At 69.8% G+C, this 14,550-nt stretch carries 14 protein-coding genes; 10 read left to right on the forward strand and 4 right to left on the reverse strand.

All coding sequences use genetic code 11. The features are described 5' to 3' along the window. Positions 1 to 14: 14 nt before the first annotated feature. A complete protein-coding gene (locus ACV7NL_RS05200) occupies positions 15 to 908 on the reverse strand; it encodes a thermonuclease family protein (RefSeq protein WP_463355105.1) in 894 nt (297 codons plus the stop codon). 998 nt (positions 909 to 1,906) lie between these two features. Beyond that, a complete protein-coding gene (locus ACV7NL_RS05205) occupies positions 1,907 to 2,098 on the reverse strand; it encodes a DUF2735 domain-containing protein (protein WP_056480551.1) in 192 nt (63 codons plus the stop codon). Between the two features lie 337 nt (positions 2,099 to 2,435). Between ACV7NL_RS05205 and ACV7NL_RS05210 the strand changes: the two genes are divergently transcribed. The 5 genes from ACV7NL_RS05210 (at position 2,436) to ACV7NL_RS05230 (ending at position 7,282) form a co-directional block, all read left to right on the forward strand. Next, positions 2,436 to 2,579, forward strand: a complete 144-nt coding sequence (locus ACV7NL_RS05210; RefSeq protein WP_200935813.1) for a hypothetical protein — start codon at positions 2,436 to 2,438, stop codon at positions 2,577 to 2,579. Positions 2,580 to 2,683: 104 nt separating this feature from the next. Further along, positions 2,684 to 3,109, forward strand: coding sequence for a helix-turn-helix domain-containing protein (locus ACV7NL_RS05215; protein WP_056480553.1), 426 nt, complete (start codon positions 2,684 to 2,686; stop codon positions 3,107 to 3,109). 143 nt (positions 3,110 to 3,252) lie between these two features. Next, positions 3,253 to 4,431, forward strand: a complete 1,179-nt coding sequence (metK, locus tag ACV7NL_RS05220) for a methionine adenosyltransferase (RefSeq protein WP_056480554.1) — start codon at positions 3,253 to 3,255, stop codon at positions 4,429 to 4,431. A gap of 4 nt (positions 4,432 to 4,435) precedes the next feature. Beyond that, the gene (gene trmB, locus ACV7NL_RS05225; RefSeq protein WP_463355106.1) at positions 4,436 to 5,200 is read left to right on the forward strand and encodes a tRNA (guanosine(46)-N7)-methyltransferase TrmB; all 765 of its coding nucleotides are present in this window, start codon (positions 4,436 to 4,438) and stop codon (positions 5,198 to 5,200) included. A gap of 342 nt (positions 5,201 to 5,542) precedes the next feature. Beyond that, positions 5,543 to 7,282, forward strand: coding sequence for a sensor histidine kinase (locus ACV7NL_RS05230; protein WP_056184772.1), 1,740 nt, complete (start codon positions 5,543 to 5,545; stop codon positions 7,280 to 7,282). A 19-nt stretch (positions 7,283 to 7,301) separates the two neighbouring features. Here ACV7NL_RS05230 and ACV7NL_RS05235 read toward each other — a convergent pair whose 3' ends face one another. After that, positions 7,302 to 8,405 carry an ICP22 family protein gene (locus ACV7NL_RS05235; protein WP_463355107.1) on the reverse strand — a complete coding sequence of 368 codons (1,104 nt, stop codon included), beginning with the start codon at positions 8,403 to 8,405 and terminating at the stop codon, positions 7,302 to 7,304. Between the two features lie 280 nt (positions 8,406 to 8,685). Here ACV7NL_RS05235 and ACV7NL_RS05240 point away from each other — a divergent pair, with 280 nt between their 5' ends. The 3 genes from ACV7NL_RS05240 to ACV7NL_RS05250 all read left to right on the forward strand — a co-directional run bounded on the left by ACV7NL_RS05240 (position 8,686) and on the right by ACV7NL_RS05250 (position 11,949). Then, the gene (locus tag ACV7NL_RS05240) at positions 8,686 to 9,285 is read left to right on the forward strand and encodes a superoxide dismutase (RefSeq protein WP_055946939.1); all 600 of its coding nucleotides are present in this window, start codon (positions 8,686 to 8,688) and stop codon (positions 9,283 to 9,285) included. A 447-nt stretch (positions 9,286 to 9,732) separates the two neighbouring features. Beyond that, positions 9,733 to 11,274: a murein biosynthesis integral membrane protein MurJ gene (gene murJ / locus ACV7NL_RS05245; protein ID WP_056184768.1), complete on the forward strand. Its 1,542-nt coding sequence runs from the start codon at positions 9,733 to 9,735 to the stop codon at positions 11,272 to 11,274. Between the two features lie 9 nt (positions 11,275 to 11,283). Next, complete coding sequence (locus ACV7NL_RS05250) at positions 11,284 to 11,949, forward strand: haloacid dehalogenase type II (RefSeq protein ID WP_463355108.1); 666 nt, start codon at positions 11,284 to 11,286, stop codon at positions 11,947 to 11,949. Between the two features lie 24 nt (positions 11,950 to 11,973). Here ACV7NL_RS05250 and tlpA read toward each other — a convergent pair whose 3' ends face one another. Next, the gene (gene tlpA / locus ACV7NL_RS05255) at positions 11,974 to 12,615 is read right to left on the reverse strand and encodes a thiol:disulfide interchange protein TlpA (protein ID WP_247636610.1); all 642 of its coding nucleotides are present in this window, start codon (positions 12,613 to 12,615) and stop codon (positions 11,974 to 11,976) included. A 72-nt stretch (positions 12,616 to 12,687) separates the two neighbouring features. Here tlpA and argH point away from each other — a divergent pair, with 72 nt between their 5' ends. Then, positions 12,688 to 14,073 (forward strand): argininosuccinate lyase, encoded by a 1,386-nt coding sequence (gene argH, locus ACV7NL_RS05260; RefSeq protein ID WP_056184759.1) that lies wholly within the window; start codon positions 12,688 to 12,690, stop codon positions 14,071 to 14,073. A 91-nt stretch (positions 14,074 to 14,164) separates the two neighbouring features. Continuing rightward, positions 14,165 to 14,542, forward strand: coding sequence for a hypothetical protein (locus ACV7NL_RS05265; protein WP_463355109.1), 378 nt, complete (start codon positions 14,165 to 14,167; stop codon positions 14,540 to 14,542). The last annotated feature ends 8 nt before the right edge of the window (positions 14,543 to 14,550 follow it).

Consider the following 14,550-nt stretch of genomic DNA (forward strand, 5'->3'; position numbering starts at 1 on the left):
CGAACCCATGCCGTTCAGCGCCGCTGCGCCTGCTCCCCGTCCAGAACTTCGATCATGTCGGCACTCGCGATGTCGAGGGTCGGGCCGCGCCAAGCTTCGAGGATGCCCCGGACCCGGAGGTGACGTCCACGCCAAGCGGTTGCCCGCGGCGCAGGCGTCTTCCCGTCCGCACCCCGGCCACCCGCATCTTGGCCAACGACATCTTGGCCATCCGTGTCCCGGAAGACCGGTCTCTGCAAACCACGTTCCTGCAACTGGCGCCAAGTGCGTTTCGACACGGTTACCGTAAGCCCGTCCTCACCCTTGCGGGCGAAGTCGAGATAGGTCCGTCGCGCCCGCTCGCCGACCCACAGGACGGTCCCTTCCGCCACCACGAAACGGCCGATCCGTTCGCGCAGGGCGGGCCCGTCCCGGACCTCGGGGCGGCCTTGACTCCAGAGACCGAGCCGCTGGCTCCGGGCTCCGGCCTCGACGGCCAGGAGGGCCGGGCGACACAGGCTGTCCCGCTCACCCGCATCGACCTCGGCGAGGCCGCCCGCCACGAGGCCGGCCGCGAGGTCCATGGCCTCCGGCTGTCTGCCGGCCTCAGCCTCGCCCGCCCTCGCATGGATCGGGATCGCTTCGACCGGGATCGCGTCGACCCGTGACCGGCCCCAGCGGTCGGTTTCACCCCGAGGCACGACGGTCAGGGCGCGGCCCTGTCGCGCGATGAGCCAGGCCCGCGCGGCTTCGGCGCTCTCCGGGCCGTCCGGCCAGTGCACCCCGTCGAGCACGGCCCGCGCGCCCGAGGCGAGGATCAGTTCGCCCCGGGGGCCGAGCCCAACGAGGCGGTCCTCCCGCGCGGGCGCCTCACGGCATTCCGGCGCCACGGCCCTGGCCGGGCTCGACAGCGCCGGCAACCCGCTCATGGCAAGGCCGAGGAGCCAGCCCGCTCTCCACCGGCAGGGCGATGGTCGCTGCGCGATCGTCACGAACCCGGCCCCCGGCTCCCGTTGCGAATCCGGCGCCATTGTCCTCCGCGATCGGGCCGAGACAAGGAAGTCTCGGTGTCTCGGAGCGGTTCAGGACGCGTTGCGGCAAGATCGCCACACAAATCGATCGCCACGCAGGAGTTTGGGGCGGAGCCCGGAATGCGCCTGCCCGGTTGGCGGCCCCGTGCGATGGTGTTAGGAACGCTCCCGGTGAGTCTCCGTAGCTCAGCTGGACAGAGCACAGGTTTCCTAGATCACAATTGGGCGTCGCGAGGGGAAACCGCGCGGCGGATCCGCTCAAATTCGGGGAACGCTCAACGTCCGCTTCTCGCGGACACAGCCAATCCCGAGCCAAGCCCGATGCCCCGACGGGGACCGGGACGGTGTAGAGACTAGACGGGCGGCACCTAAGGACTTCGGCGACGAGGTCTACGGTGAAGGGATAGTCCAGACCACGAACGCGCCCTCGGGGGTGCGGCGGCGGAAGCCGAAGTGGGATGAAACCTGGGGTCGCAGGTTCGAGACCTGCCGGGGACGCCACCATCTTTGCTCGGGCGTGCGACGTGTCGCGTCGCCGAGCGCTTCTCCTGGCGGGCTGGCGGGGCTGCGTCCCGCGTGGGACGGATCAGGGCCGCCCGCATACGCCGTGAGATCCGCATGCGCCGTGAGGTATGTGTTCGCAGATCGGCGACCACCGGGTAGGCGAATTACCCAATGACACCCGCCTGATCGGCGCGCATCTCGTGATGGTCGATGCGGCCGGCGACGTGAGCCTGACGTTTCCCTTCGCCAAGGACTTGATACCGCCCGACTTGATACCGCCCGGCAAGGGGGGGGCGAGACCCGTCAGTGAAGCGTGGACGCGAATCTGAACATCGCATCCATAGCGTGGGCGAGCCGACGTCAGGGCATGCGGGTGTCAGGGCGTGCGGGTGTCAGGGTTTGCGGGTCCGCGACGCGTCCTCGATGGCGGCCTGATGATACCAGCTGTCGAAGGCAACCGCCGGCGGCAGGCGTTGCGCCTTCGCCTCCGTCTTGCCGATCAGGCCCGAGGCGTCGGTCGCCAGATCGCGACGGCTGCGGAACGGCAGAATTTGGGCCGTCTGCTGGTGATGTCCACTCGTCATAGGTCGCAGAGTCCTTCGTGTGTCGGGACCTTGTGCGCGGGTCCTTGCCTGCACTGCCATTGCGGTGCCGTATGGCGAGAGTATAGGCACGGAAGAGCAGGTTTGCATCCTGCAAACCTTGAGAAATCAGGAAGTTGCGAGAAATATAGGCGTGCCACATATTCTTTCAGGATCGGTCAAGATTCCTGACCGATCCGGTCGACGAAGGGGGCACGAGCGTTTCTTAACCGTGTTCGCCCGGATTTCTGCCCAGGGCCAATCGAGGTGCGCTGGCGCAGCGTCTCTGTCCCACCGCCGAAGCTAGACCGCCCATCCCTGAACGGATGGGACCGCGGTGATGAGCTCCAAGATCATTCTGGCACTGACGCTGATCGTCTTCCTGACGACCGGCCGGGCGCCGGGCATGCGGGAGCTGCGCAATCCGGACGCGGAATCCGGCGCGGCCCGCCTCGTGCACGCCCTCAAGCGGGACGGCGTTTGATTGTCCACATGATCGGCGGTCCGGAGGCGGGCCGCGCAGGGATGCCGGTTTGACGCCCGGGAGTGCCGGTCATACCGTTCACCCGCTTACGAGGGTCGGGCGGAATGGCGGGACAGAAGACCGATGCACGCGACGTGCATGTGGGACAGCGGATCGCGGAGCAGCGCAAGAAGGCTGCGTTGACCCAGAAGCGCGTCGCCCAGAGCTTCGGGATGTCCGCGGCCCAATTGCAGAAGTACGAGAAGGGCACCAACCGCATCAGTGCCATCCATCTCGACACCTTCAGCCGGATGACCGGTGTTCCGATCGCGTATTTCTTCGACGGCCTCGACCACGGGGAGACGGCGTCGGCCGGCGAAGGGAGCGGCCCCGGTTTCTCCGAGCCGGCCCAGCAGACCTATGCCTCCGAAAACCCCTGGCTGGGACTGGCCGAAATCGTGGTGCGCCACGTCAGGGCGCATTTTCCCGAGGCGGAGCGCCGCCAGTTCGCCGCCGCGCTCCAAGTCATCGACGACAAGCTCGTGGGCTGATCTATCGTCCGGTTCGTTCGCTATGGCGGATTTATCCGGTCTTTCGGCTTGACCCTCTGCGCCGTGACTGCCAGACATTCGCGCCTGAGACGTTCAGATAAAGGCGCCCCATCCGTCCGGGCGCTCAGTCCATTGGGGGCTCCATGCCGCGTTCCAACTACCTGTTCACCAGCGAGTCGGTCTCCGAAGGTCACCCGGACAAGGTCTGTGACCGGATCTCCGACACCGTCGTCGACGCCTATCTGGCGGCCATGCCGGAGGCCCGCCTCGGCGTCGAGACGCTGGCGACCACCAACCGGATCGTCATCGCGGGCGAGGTGCGCGGTCCCGATTCGGTGACCTTCGATCACCTGACCGAGCTGACCCGCGAGGCGGTCAAGGACATCGGCTACGAGCAGTCGGGCTTCCACTGGAAGAACAACGACATCGCAATCCACCTGCACGCGCAGTCCGCCGACATCGCGCAGGGCGTCGACTCGTCCGGTAATAAGGACGAGGGCGCCGGCGACCAGGGCATCATGTTCGGCTACGCCTCGGACGAGACCCCCGAGCTGATGCCGGCGCCGATCTACTACGCCCATAAGATCCTCAAGGACCTCGCCGACGCCCGCAAGGGCCGGAAGGGCGATGCCGCCAAGCTCGGCCCCGATGCCAAGAGCCAGGTCACGGTCCGCTACGAGAACGGCCGCCCGGTCGGCGTCACGCAGATCGTGCTCTCGACCCAGCACGTCGACGAATCGCTCGATTCGGCCGACGTCCGCGCCATCGTCGAGCCCTACATCCTGGCGGCCCTGCCGCAGAACTGGGTCTCCGAGGAGACGGTCTGGCACGTGAACCCGACCGGCAAGTTCGTCATCGGCGGTCCCGACGGCGATGCCGGCCTGACCGGCCGCAAGATCATCGTCGACACCTACGGCGGTGCGGCCCCCCACGGCGGCGGCGCCTTCTCGGGCAAGGACCCGACGAAGGTCGACCGCTCGGCCGCCTACGCGGCCCGCTACCTTGCCAAGAACGTGGTCGCGGCCGGCCTCGCGACGCGCGCCACGATCCAGCTCGCCTACGCCATCGGTGTCGCCAAGCCGCTGTCGATCTATGTCGACCTGCACGGCACCGGGCAGGTCGACGAGGCCAAGCTCGAGGACGTGCTGATGAACGCCTTCGACCTGTCGCCTCGCGGCATCCGCACCAAGCTCGGCCTCAACAAGCCGATCTACGCCCGTACCTCCGCCTACGGCCATTTCGGCCGCGCCCCTGAGGCCGATGGCGGCTTCTCGTGGGAGCGCGTCGATCTCGCCGACAGCCTCAAGTCGGCGCTGGCCTGACCCCATGACGCTGGGGCGGGATCCACACCCGCCCCAGCGAGGCGGGACCGAAGGGGAGGGCGCCGACCGCGCCTTCTACGGGCGCCGCAAGGGCAAGCGCCTGCGCGCCGGCCAGGAGCAGCGCCTGACGGAGCTGCTGCCGATGCTGCGGCTCAGCCTGCCGCCCCAGGGCGAACACCTCGATCCGCACGCGTTGTTTCCGGTGCCGACCGACGAGGTCTGGCTGGAGATCGGGTTCGGCGGCGGTGAGCATCTCGCGGCCCAGGCGTCGGCCAACCCCCGCACCGGCATCATCGGCGCCGAGCCCTTCGTGAACGGCGTGGTCAAGCTCCTGCGCGCCGTGGATGAGGCCGATCTGCGCAACGTCCGGGTCTGGGACGAGGACGCCACGGCCCTGCTCGCGGCCCTGCCGACGGCGAGCCTGTCGCGGGTCTACCTGCTCTATCCCGATCCGTGGCCGAAGCGCCGGCAGCGCAAGCGCCGCTTCGTCTCCGACGCCGCACTGGCCGAGATCGCTCGCGTGCTCAAGCCCGGGGGCATCTTCCGCTTCGCCAGCGACATCGACGACTACGCCGGCTGGACGCTGGTCCGCGCCGCGCGCTGCCCCGATCTGGCCTGGACCGCCGAAGCGGCCGGAGACTGGACCCGGCCCTGGGCCGACTGGCCCGGCACGCGCTACGAGGCCAAGGCGCTGGCCGCCGGTCGGCCGCCGAGCTATCTGGAGTTCCGCCGCGTCGCGACAGTTTTGGGCGTCGCACCGGGCGCCTGAACGAAGCCGAACCCCGGCATCCCCAAAATGTTGCACAGGACATCGTCCGACAGGCTGCAACTCTCGCACGAAATCGACCCAGGGGATCAAAGATCCGACGCCGTCATTCGGAGGGGGGTTGTTCGTCGAATCTGGATTGCCATCTCATTCCTGACTTATTCCATCCGATCTTCAGCGGTCTGATGGTCGACGATGGCGTGCGCGCTTGTCGGTCGGACTCGCCCGCGAGTTCGTGACACGAGGTCGGACCCCGCTGAGCGAGGATGTGGCGTGGACGACGCTTCAGATCGGCAGAAGGCTCCGGGTCTGCAGGAAGCTTCAGGCTCGCGAGAAGCTCCGGGCTTGCGAGAAGCTTCGGAACAGGCTCCGCATCGGAGTGCGGACCTGCGCGACACCGCCTTCGCACAGGCACCGATCGGCATTCTCGTCAGCGATGGCGCCGGCCTGATCCGCGACGTCAATCCTTACCTGTGCGACCTCCTGGGTTATCCGGCCGGTGCCCTCGACGGGCGCTCTCTCTCGGTCCTGGGCGCCGTGGCCCCGCGGGCCTGCATCCGGCGCTGGATGCGCGCGGACGGCACCGGTCTCGACATGCGTCTGCGGCCCTCGCCGATGCGCGACGACCGGCAGGTCTTCGTCGTCGAAGCCGTCGACCCGGACGAGGTCGTGCGGGCCGAGGAGAATCAAGCAGCCCTGACGGCAGCGGGCCTCGGCGAGTGGCGCTACGATTTCACCGACGGGCGGGTCGTCCTCTCGCGCCGCGCCGCGCACCTTCTCGGCTACACCCCCGGCATGCCGGTGTCCTGGAATGCCCTCAAGGCCACCCTCGACGTTGGCGAGGCCGCCCGCATCCGGGTCCAGGTCCGCGCCGCCCTGAAGGACGGCCAGCCCTTCGCCTTCGAATGCCGCCTGCGCCGCGCCCGCGACGGGGCCGCCGTCGACGTGGGGGTCCGGGGGCAGGCCATCCCGGCGGCCGAAGGCCATGGCCGGACCACCGCCCTCGTCGGTGTGGTCGAGGACGTCACCACCCGGGTCGAGGCCCGCAACGCCCTGCGCGACGGCGAGCAGCGCCTGCGCATCGCCACCTCCCTGGCGGCCCTGGGGATCTTCGAGTGGCACATGCTCGACGATCAGGCGATCTGGGAGAACGAGCGCATGTTCGCGATCTTCGGGCGCAGCGCCGCCGACGGCGCCCTGGGCAAGCGCGAATTTCTCGAGACCGTGCTCCACCCCGAGGACCGCCCGGCCTTTCGCGCCGCCATCACCCAGGCCCTGCGCGAGGACAGCACCCTGGCGGTCTCGGGCCGCATCCGCCGCCTCAGCGACGGGGCGTGGCGCACCCTCGACTTCGCGGGGCGCTTCGAGCGCGATGCCCCCCACCGCCTGCCGCGCCGCCTGATCGGGGTCGTCGCCGACGTGACCGAGCGCCGGCTCGCCGAGGAGCGCCAGACGCTCCTGATCCGGGAATTGCACCACCGGGTGAAGAACACCCTGGCCACCGTCCAGGCCATCGTCGGATCGACCGCCCGCACCGCTTCCAGCATCGAGAGCTTCTACGAGGCCTTCGTCGGGCGGATCATGTCGCTGGCCCATACCCATTCGGTTCTCACCGAGGACACGTGGCAGACCGCCTCCCTGCGCACTCTGCTGGCCAACGAACTCAAGCCCTATGCCGAGGGCGCCCTGACCGGAACGGATGACGGGGATGCCCGCATCCAGCTGTCCGGGCCCCCGGTCGACATGTCGTCCGAGATCGCGGTGCCGATCGGCATGGCGATCCACGAACTGACCACGAACGCGGCCAAGTACGGCGCCCTGTCCACCCGCGACGGGCGCGTCGCCATCACCTGGGCGCTGGAACCCGGCGGCCCGGCCGGGACCCTGCGCTTCTCCTGGGTCGAGAGCGGCGGCCCGCCCGTCAGCCCGCCAACCCGCCAGGGCTTCGGCTCGCGCCTGCTCCAGCGGGTGCTGACGGCCCAGGTCCGGGCGGAAGTGTCGATGGCCTACCCGGCGGAGGGCTTCGCCCTGACGATGCTCGCCCCCCTGCCTGTCCGCAACGCCGCGCTCAATCCGCTGGCCTGAGTGCCGGTCGCGGCGCCGCTCAGGCGGCGCCGCGGTTGTCGGTTTCACCGCCGGCCTCGACGAAGGCCTTGAGCTCGTCGAGGGAATCGAAGGTGTAGCGCCCGCGCGGCGTCTCCGCCTCGATCACCCCGTTGGCGTACATGACGTAGGTGTTCCCGCCCGACTTGTAGGTGCCCACGACCGGATGGTCCGGCTCGGGGACGGGCTCGGCCTCGTTGGTCGGAACCGCCGCAGTCTCTGAAGCGCTCGCAGGGGCGCTCTCCCGGGCGCTCTCCGGAGCAGGCTCCTCGGCCGGAATCTCCACGAACGGCACCGTTTCGATCGGGGCGGCGGGCGGGGGCGTCGCCGCCGCTGCGTCCGGCTCGATCTCCGTGAACGGGGTTTCCGCCTGGGGCGGTTGCGGGAGCAAAGTGTCCGGGGGCGAGGCTCCTTCGACCAAGGCTGTCCCGTGCCGGGCTTCGTCGTGCTGGGCTTCGTTGTGCGGGGCATCCTCGTGCGGGGCTTCTTCGAGGGGCATGCCGGGGCGGAGGGTGTCCCTCAACGGAGCCGCGAAGAGGTCGTGGTCCGAGGCGGAGGCGCCGTCCGGCCGCGCGTCCTCGGGCAGATGGTTCGGCAGCAGCGGTTCGACCGCACGCGGCTGCGGCTGCGAGGGCGGGTCGGGATCGAAGAAGGTCGGTTCGAGGCCGTGACGGCCGGTGGTCCCAAGCCCCGCGCTTGATCCAAGCCCTGCGCCTGATCCAAGCCCTGCGCCTGCGCCGAGCCCTGCCCCGGCGCCAAATCCTGCGCCCAGGCTGGCAGCCGTGGCGGCTAGGCTCGGGCGGCCGCGGGCACCTACGCCCGGCTCCATCCCCCCGGTGAAGCTGTCCGGGTCGGTCGCCGCCGTCGGCGGCTCCGGAGGCGCGGTCTCCGGCGCGCGGGTGGCCGCCATCGTCCGTTCCAGCCCGCGCAGGCGGCCGGCGACGACGGCGAGGCCGAGCAGCACGGCTCCGGCCGAAGCCGTGGTGGCGCCCGCGATGGTCATGGCGAGACCGCTCTCGAGCCGAACGTAGGGGAATCCCTGGATGACCGATACGATGCCTCCGACGATCATGACGGCGGCCAGCGCGAACAGCGCGATGCTCATGGACTTCTCGACAAACGCCTGCATCTTACAGATGCGGCGCGCACACTAAAGGCCTGACCGGCATTTGCAAAACGCCGAATGGCCCGGCGGGCGCCTCCGCGCACGTGGCGCGCGGTCAAGATGATCGACCGGATCGGGCTCCGACCGGGAATGGGGCCGGCCCCGGAAGGGCATCGACTTCACCCGGGCATCGACTTACGTAACGACGCGTTGGTGCGAAGATCGCGCGCGGGTCGCGCGCCTGATCGTGTCCGATGACTCACGAGCCGGAGAGTTGCCCATGACCTTCACCCTGCCCGAACTGCCTTACGCCTACGACGCGCTCGGCCCCTACATGTCGAAGGAAACCCTCGAGTTTCACCACGACAAGCATCACAAGGCCTATGTCGACACCGGCAACAAGCTGCTCGAGGGCACGGGCCTGGAAGGCAAGAGCGTCGAGGAGGTCCTGACTTCCGCCTACGGCAACAACCAGCCGCTCTTCAACAATGCCGGCCAGCACTACAACCACATTCATTTCTGGCAGTGGATGAAGCCCAATGGCGGCGGCGCCGCTCCGGGTGCGCTCGCCAAGAAGATCGACGAGGATCTCGGCGGCTTCGAGAAGTTCAAGGCCGACTTCATCCAGGCCGGCGTCGGCCAGTTCGGCTCCGGCTGGGCCTGGCTCGCGGTCAAGGACGGCAAGCTCGCCATCATGAAGACCCCCAACGGCGAGAACCCGCTCGTGCACGGCGCCAAGCCGATCCTCGGCGTCGACGTCTGGGAGCACTCCTACTACATCGACTACCGCAACCGTCGTCCCGACTACCTCAAGGCGTTCATCGAGAACCTGGTGAACTGGGAGCACGTCGAGAAGATGTACGGCGAAGCCACCGCGTAAGACCCCACGATCCTGCGGCCTCGGCGCGAGGCTCGGGACAGGCGCTTGCGCCCGAACGATAGGGCTGTCGCTGACGGAGACCGGCTGACCGGAATTCTCCAGCGGCACGCCGTCATCCCGGAGCCGCGCAGCGGAGTCCGGGATCCAGACACGCGGGGGTGCGAGATTTCGCACGGTCGGCGGCTCTGGATTCCGGGCTCGCCTCGGGCGACCCGGAATGACGGCGTAGTGGTGTAGGCGCTTGTCCTGCGACGGCGCCGGGACCTGTGAAGGCGGGGAGACCTGCTGCGCGGGGGCGGACGGACCCGGTTCAGCGATCATCGACCGTTCGTCAGTGCGACGTGCAAGCCATCTCTCCGTCGAACGGTTCCGCGTTTGCGCCGTGCGCGCCGGCATGGTCTAGGGCTCGCCCGATCCTCAAAGCCCCGTGCCCCGGCAGCCCCACCCATGATCCGCAGCATCCTCTCCGTCGGCGGCTGGACGCTGGTCTCCCGCATCACCGGTTTCGCCCGCGACGTGGTGATGGCCGCGATTCTCGGCGCCGGGCCGGTGGCCGATGCGTTCGTGGTGGCGTTCCGCCTGCCGAACCATTTCCGGGCGATCTTCGGCGAGGGTGCCTTCAACACCGCTTTCGTGCCGAGCTACGCCAGCCTGTCGGAGAGCGAGAAGGCCGACCCGGCGGGGAGCGCGGCCCGGCGCTTCGCCGACCGCATCTTCACCCTGATGCTGTTGGTGCAGATCGGCTTCCTGGCCCTGGCGATGCCGGCGATGCCCTGGGTGGTCCGGGCCCTGGCGCCCGGCTTCTCCGAGGACCCGGAGCGCTTCGCGCTCGCCGTCTCGCTGACCCGGATCACCTTTCCGTACCTGCTGTTCATGACGCTGGTGACCCTGTTCTCCGGCCTCCTCAACGCGCATCGGCGCTTCGCCGTGGCGGCCGGGGCGCCGGTCCTCCTGAACCTGTCGATGCTGGCCGCCCTGGCCTCCGCATCGCTGTTTCCGAACGCCGCCTACGCCGCCGCCTGGGGCGTGACGGTGTCGGGCGTCCTGCAATTCGCCCTGGTGTGGTGGGATTGCCGGCGCGCCGGCATCGCCCCGGCCCTGGCCGCGCCGACCCTGCGCGACCCGGCCATGCGGCGCTTCTTCACGGTGCTGGGTCCGGCGGTGATCGGCTCGGCCGGATTCCAGATCTCGTCCTTCGCCGACACCATCATCGCCAGTCTGCTGCCCACCGGCGCGGTCTCGGCCCTGTACTACGCCGACCGGCTCTACCAGCTGCCCTTCGGGGTCATCGCCATCGCGGCCGGCACCGTGCTGCTGCCCGAGATGAGCCGGCGCATCGCGGCCGGCGACGTCGCCGGGGCGCACGCGGCGCAGAACCGGGCGGCGGGCTTTTCCCTCGCCCTCTCGGCGCCCTTCACGGTGGCGTTCCTCACCCTGCCGGCCCTGATCATGACGGCCCTGTTTCAGCGCGGCGCCTTCGGGGCCGAGGATGCCGCGCGGGCGGCCTCGGTGCTGGCCGCCTACGGGCTCGCCCTGCCGGCCGTGGTGCTCCTGCGCAGCGCGCTCGCCAGCTTCTATGCCCGGCAGGACACGATGACCCCGCTCATCGCCTCGCTGACCGCCATCGCGGTCAACGTGGCCTTGAAGGTGGTGCTCACCGGCCCCTACGGCGTCACCGGTCTCGCGCTCGCCACCGCCATCGGCCAGTGGATCAATCTCGGCCTCCTGGTGGTGCTCGCCTGGCGGCGCGGCTGGATGGCACCGGGCCGGACGCTGGGCGTCACCATCCTGGGCGTGACCGTGGCCTGCGCCGCGCTGGCCGCCACCGCCTCTTATGGCCTGCCGCTCGCCGAATCCGTGGTGCCGGCCCTGCCGCGCCTGCGCGAGATCGCGGTGCTCTGCGTGCTGGGGCTCGCCGGAACGCTGGTCTATGCGGGAGTGTTGTTGGCGACGCTACGCGTGTGCGGGGTTCGCCTGCGGCGCGCCTGAGGAGACCGCATGGCAGAAGAAGCATCCCCGCGCGTCGCCGTCTTCGACGCCTACGGCACCCTGTTCGACGTGCACGCGGCGGTGTCGCGCCATGCCGGGGCGATCGGCCCGGATGCCGCCGCCCTGTCCGAGACCTGGCGCGCCAAGCAGCTCGAATATTCCTGGGTGTTCGGCCTGATGCAGCGGCCGGTTCCGTTCTGGAGCCTGACCGAGCGGGCGCTCGACCATGCGCTGGCGACGTATCCCGACGTCGATCGGGCTTTGCGGCCCGCCCTGCTCGATGCCTATCGCGATCTCGATGCCTATCCGGAGGTGCCCGGCGCGCTCCGGGCCCTGCGGGCGGCGGGCTGGCGCACCGCGATCCTGTCCAACGGCGACGCCGCGATGCTGGAGCGCGCCGTCGCCTCGGCGGGGCTCGCCGACCATCTCGACGCGGTGATCTCGGTCGAGTCGGCCCGGACCTTCAAGACCGCCCCCGCGGCCTACCGCATCGCCACGACGCATTTCGGCGTCCCGCCCGAGGCCGTGCTGTTCGGCTCCTCCAACCGCTGGGACGTGGCGGGGGCGGCCGCCTTCGGCTTCCGGCCCGTCTGGGTCAACCGCAAGGGGGTGCCGGACGAGTACCCGGATTTTCCACCCGAGCGTGTGGTTCGCAGCCTCGATGCCCTGCTCTGAACCGGGGCGGATTGCGCCCTGGCGTCAGGATCGTCCGAGAGCGGCCTCGATCAGCCTGACGCCGTCGGGGCTGTCCCACTCCGCCGGTCCCTTCATCACCCCGAGGGTGCAGCCGCGTCCGTCGACCAGCAGGGTGGTCGGCAGGCCGAGGGAGCCGGTGGCCTTCTGCAGGGCCGGCAGCACCCGCCCGGCCGGATCGGCGTAGTAGGCGAGTTGCCGGATGCCGTTCTGCTTGAGCCAAGCCGGCGGCGCGTCGAGGTTGCGGGTGTCGACATTGATCGCCACCACGCTGAAATCCGGACCGCCGAGCTTGCCTTGAAGCCGGTCGAGGGCCGGCATCTCGGCCTTGCAGGGCGCGCACCAGGTCGCCCACAAGTTCACCAGGCGCAGGGCCTTCAGGTCGTCGAGGGTGGCGTCGGCCCCGTCCGGCCCCTTGAAGGCGAGGGCGGGGGCCGGCACCGGCCGGGGTGCGACCGCGAACGCGGCGACCTCGCCCCGGGCCAGCGGCGCGATCCGGGCCGCCGTCGCGGATGCGTCGGCGCACGGGGTTGCGGAAAGGTCAGCGGAGTTGCCGCCGGTCGAGCCCGTCCCGTATACGGCAAGCCATCCGCCGAGGATGGCGACGAGGGCGGCTCCGCCGGCGACCATCGCCCGGGTGCCGGGCATCATCGTTGCTTGCCCGAATGGCGTTGCTTGCCCGGATGGACGGGCCGAAGGGCTGGAAGGGTCAGTGAGAGCATGAGCAACCGGATGTGGGGCGGGCGCTTCGCGAGCGGCCCCGCCGAGATCATGGAGGAGATCAACGCCTCCATCGGGTTCGACAAGCGCCTCGCGCCCCAGGACATCCGTGGCTCGCTGGCGCATGTGGCGATGCTGGGACAGGCGGGAATCCTCCCCCCCGCCGATGTGGCTGCGATCGAGGACGGTCTCAAGGCCGTGCGCGACGAAATCGAGGCGGGGGGCTTCGTGTTCAAGCGCGAGCTCGAGGACATCCACATGTCCGTCGAGAGCCGGCTGACCGAGATCGTCGGCCCGGCGGCCGGGCGCCTGCACACCGCGCGCTCGCGCAACGATCAGGTCGCCACCGACATGAAGCTGTGGGTGCGCGACACCCTGGACAGCCTGGACGCCCAGGCCGCCGGCCTGCAGAAGGCCTTGGCCGAGAAGGCGCAGGCCCATGCCGCCACGGTGATGCCGGGCTTCACCCATCTGCAATCGGCCCAGCCCGTCACCTTCGGCCACCATTGCCTCGCCTATGTCGAGATGCTGGCCCGCGACCGCGGCCGGTTCCGCGATGCCCGCGCCCGCCTGAACGAGTGCCCGCTGGGTGCTGCGGCGCTGGCCGGCACCTCGTTCCCCATCGACCGGCATGCCACCGCCGCCGCGCTGGGCTTCGACCGGCCGACGGCGAACTCCCTCGATTCCGTCGCCGACCGCGACTTCGCCCTGGAATCGCTCTCCGCCGCGGCGATCTGCGCCGTTCACCTGTCGCGCTTCGCCGAAGAGCTGGTGGTCTGGACCTCGGCCCAGTTCAACTTCGTCCGGCTGTCCGATGGCTACACCACCGGCTCGTCGATCATGCCGCAGAAGCGCAACCCGGACGCGGCCGAGCTGGTGCGGGCCAAGTCCGGCCGCGTCATCGGTGCGCTCACGGGACTGCTGATCGTGATGAAGGGACTGCCGCTCGCCTATTCGAAGGACATGCAGGAGGACAAGGAGGGCACCTTCGACGCGCTCCAGGCCCTCTCGCTGTGCCTGGCCGCCATGACCGGCATGGTGCGCGACCTCGAACCGAATGCCGCGGTGCTCGCCCGCGCCGCCGGCTCCGGCTACGCCACCGCGACCGACCTCGCCGACTGGCTGGTGCGGGAACTCGGCTTGCCGTTCCGCGAAGCGCACCACGTCACGGGCCGCCTCGTCGGCACGGCCTCCGCCCGCAATGTCGGCCTGGAAGACCTGTCGCTGGCCGAGATGCAGTCCGCCGAGCCCCGCATCACCGAGGCGGTCTACGCGGTGCTGGGCGTCGAGAACTCGGTCTCGAGCCGGACCAGCTACGGCGGCACCGCCCCCGACAACGTGCGCGCCCAGGCCGCACGCTGGATCGCGGCCCTCGCGGACGCATAGGCCGCAAGAACCGGCCTTGGGGCAGGTGCGTTCACGGCTTAGCTATGTGATGCTGTGTAGGACCTGACCCGAGCCCTTCGGAGATCTTTCCATGACCCCTGAAAGCGCGATTGCGCCGGATGATGTCCCGGCCCTCGCGGCCGATGCCACGGCCCTGATCGACGTGGCCCTGAGCCGGCTGCCCGAGGCCGACCGGGCCGCCTTCTGGGCCTCGGTGCGCAAGTGCTACAACACGCCCTACAACGACCCGAAGCCCCGGGCGCTGCCGCGGGTCCAGGTACCGGTTCAAGTACCGGTTCAAGGACCAGTCCAGGTATCGGTCCAAAGACCGGTCCAAGGGGAGGCTCAGGCCGTCGCGCCCGTCGCCGAACCGGCTCGCACCACGGTCTCGAGCCTCGCGGCAGCCGTGATGGCGACGCTGCCGAGCGCTTTTCCGAGTGCCGTGCCGGCGGAGCCGCACGCCGCCTGACGCGTGCC

Source organism: Methylobacterium sp. Ger2507, assembly GCF_055231875.1.

What these genes read in the sequence shown, in the direction of transcription:
- ACV7NL_RS05200 (WP_463355105.1), bottom strand. Translation starts at nt 908, where the DNA reads ATGAGCGGGTTGCCGGCGCTGTCGAGCCCGGCCAGGGCCGTGGCGCCG.
- ACV7NL_RS05205 (WP_056480551.1), bottom strand. Translation starts at nt 2,098, where the DNA reads ATGACGAGTGGACATCACCAGCAGACGGCCCAAATTCTGCCGTTCCGC.
- ACV7NL_RS05210 (WP_200935813.1), top strand. Translation starts at nt 2,436, where the DNA reads ATGAGCTCCAAGATCATTCTGGCACTGACGCTGATCGTCTTCCTGACG.
- ACV7NL_RS05215 (WP_056480553.1), top strand. Translation starts at nt 2,684, where the DNA reads ATGGCGGGACAGAAGACCGATGCACGCGACGTGCATGTGGGACAGCGG.
- metK (WP_056480554.1), top strand. Translation starts at nt 3,253, where the DNA reads ATGCCGCGTTCCAACTACCTGTTCACCAGCGAGTCGGTCTCCGAAGGT.
- trmB (WP_463355106.1), top strand. Translation starts at nt 4,436, where the DNA reads ATGACGCTGGGGCGGGATCCACACCCGCCCCAGCGAGGCGGGACCGAA.
- ACV7NL_RS05235 (WP_463355107.1), bottom strand. Translation starts at nt 8,405, where the DNA reads ATGAGCATCGCGCTGTTCGCGCTGGCCGCCGTCATGATCGTCGGAGGC.
- ACV7NL_RS05240 (WP_055946939.1), top strand. Translation starts at nt 8,686, where the DNA reads ATGACCTTCACCCTGCCCGAACTGCCTTACGCCTACGACGCGCTCGGC.
- murJ (WP_056184768.1), top strand. Translation starts at nt 9,733, where the DNA reads ATGATCCGCAGCATCCTCTCCGTCGGCGGCTGGACGCTGGTCTCCCGC.
- ACV7NL_RS05250 (WP_463355108.1), top strand. Translation starts at nt 11,284, where the DNA reads ATGGCAGAAGAAGCATCCCCGCGCGTCGCCGTCTTCGACGCCTACGGC.
- tlpA (WP_247636610.1), bottom strand. Translation starts at nt 12,615, where the DNA reads ATGCCCGGCACCCGGGCGATGGTCGCCGGCGGAGCCGCCCTCGTCGCC.
- argH (WP_056184759.1), top strand. Translation starts at nt 12,688, where the DNA reads ATGAGCAACCGGATGTGGGGCGGGCGCTTCGCGAGCGGCCCCGCCGAG.
- ACV7NL_RS05265 (WP_463355109.1), top strand. Translation starts at nt 14,165, where the DNA reads ATGACCCCTGAAAGCGCGATTGCGCCGGATGATGTCCCGGCCCTCGCG.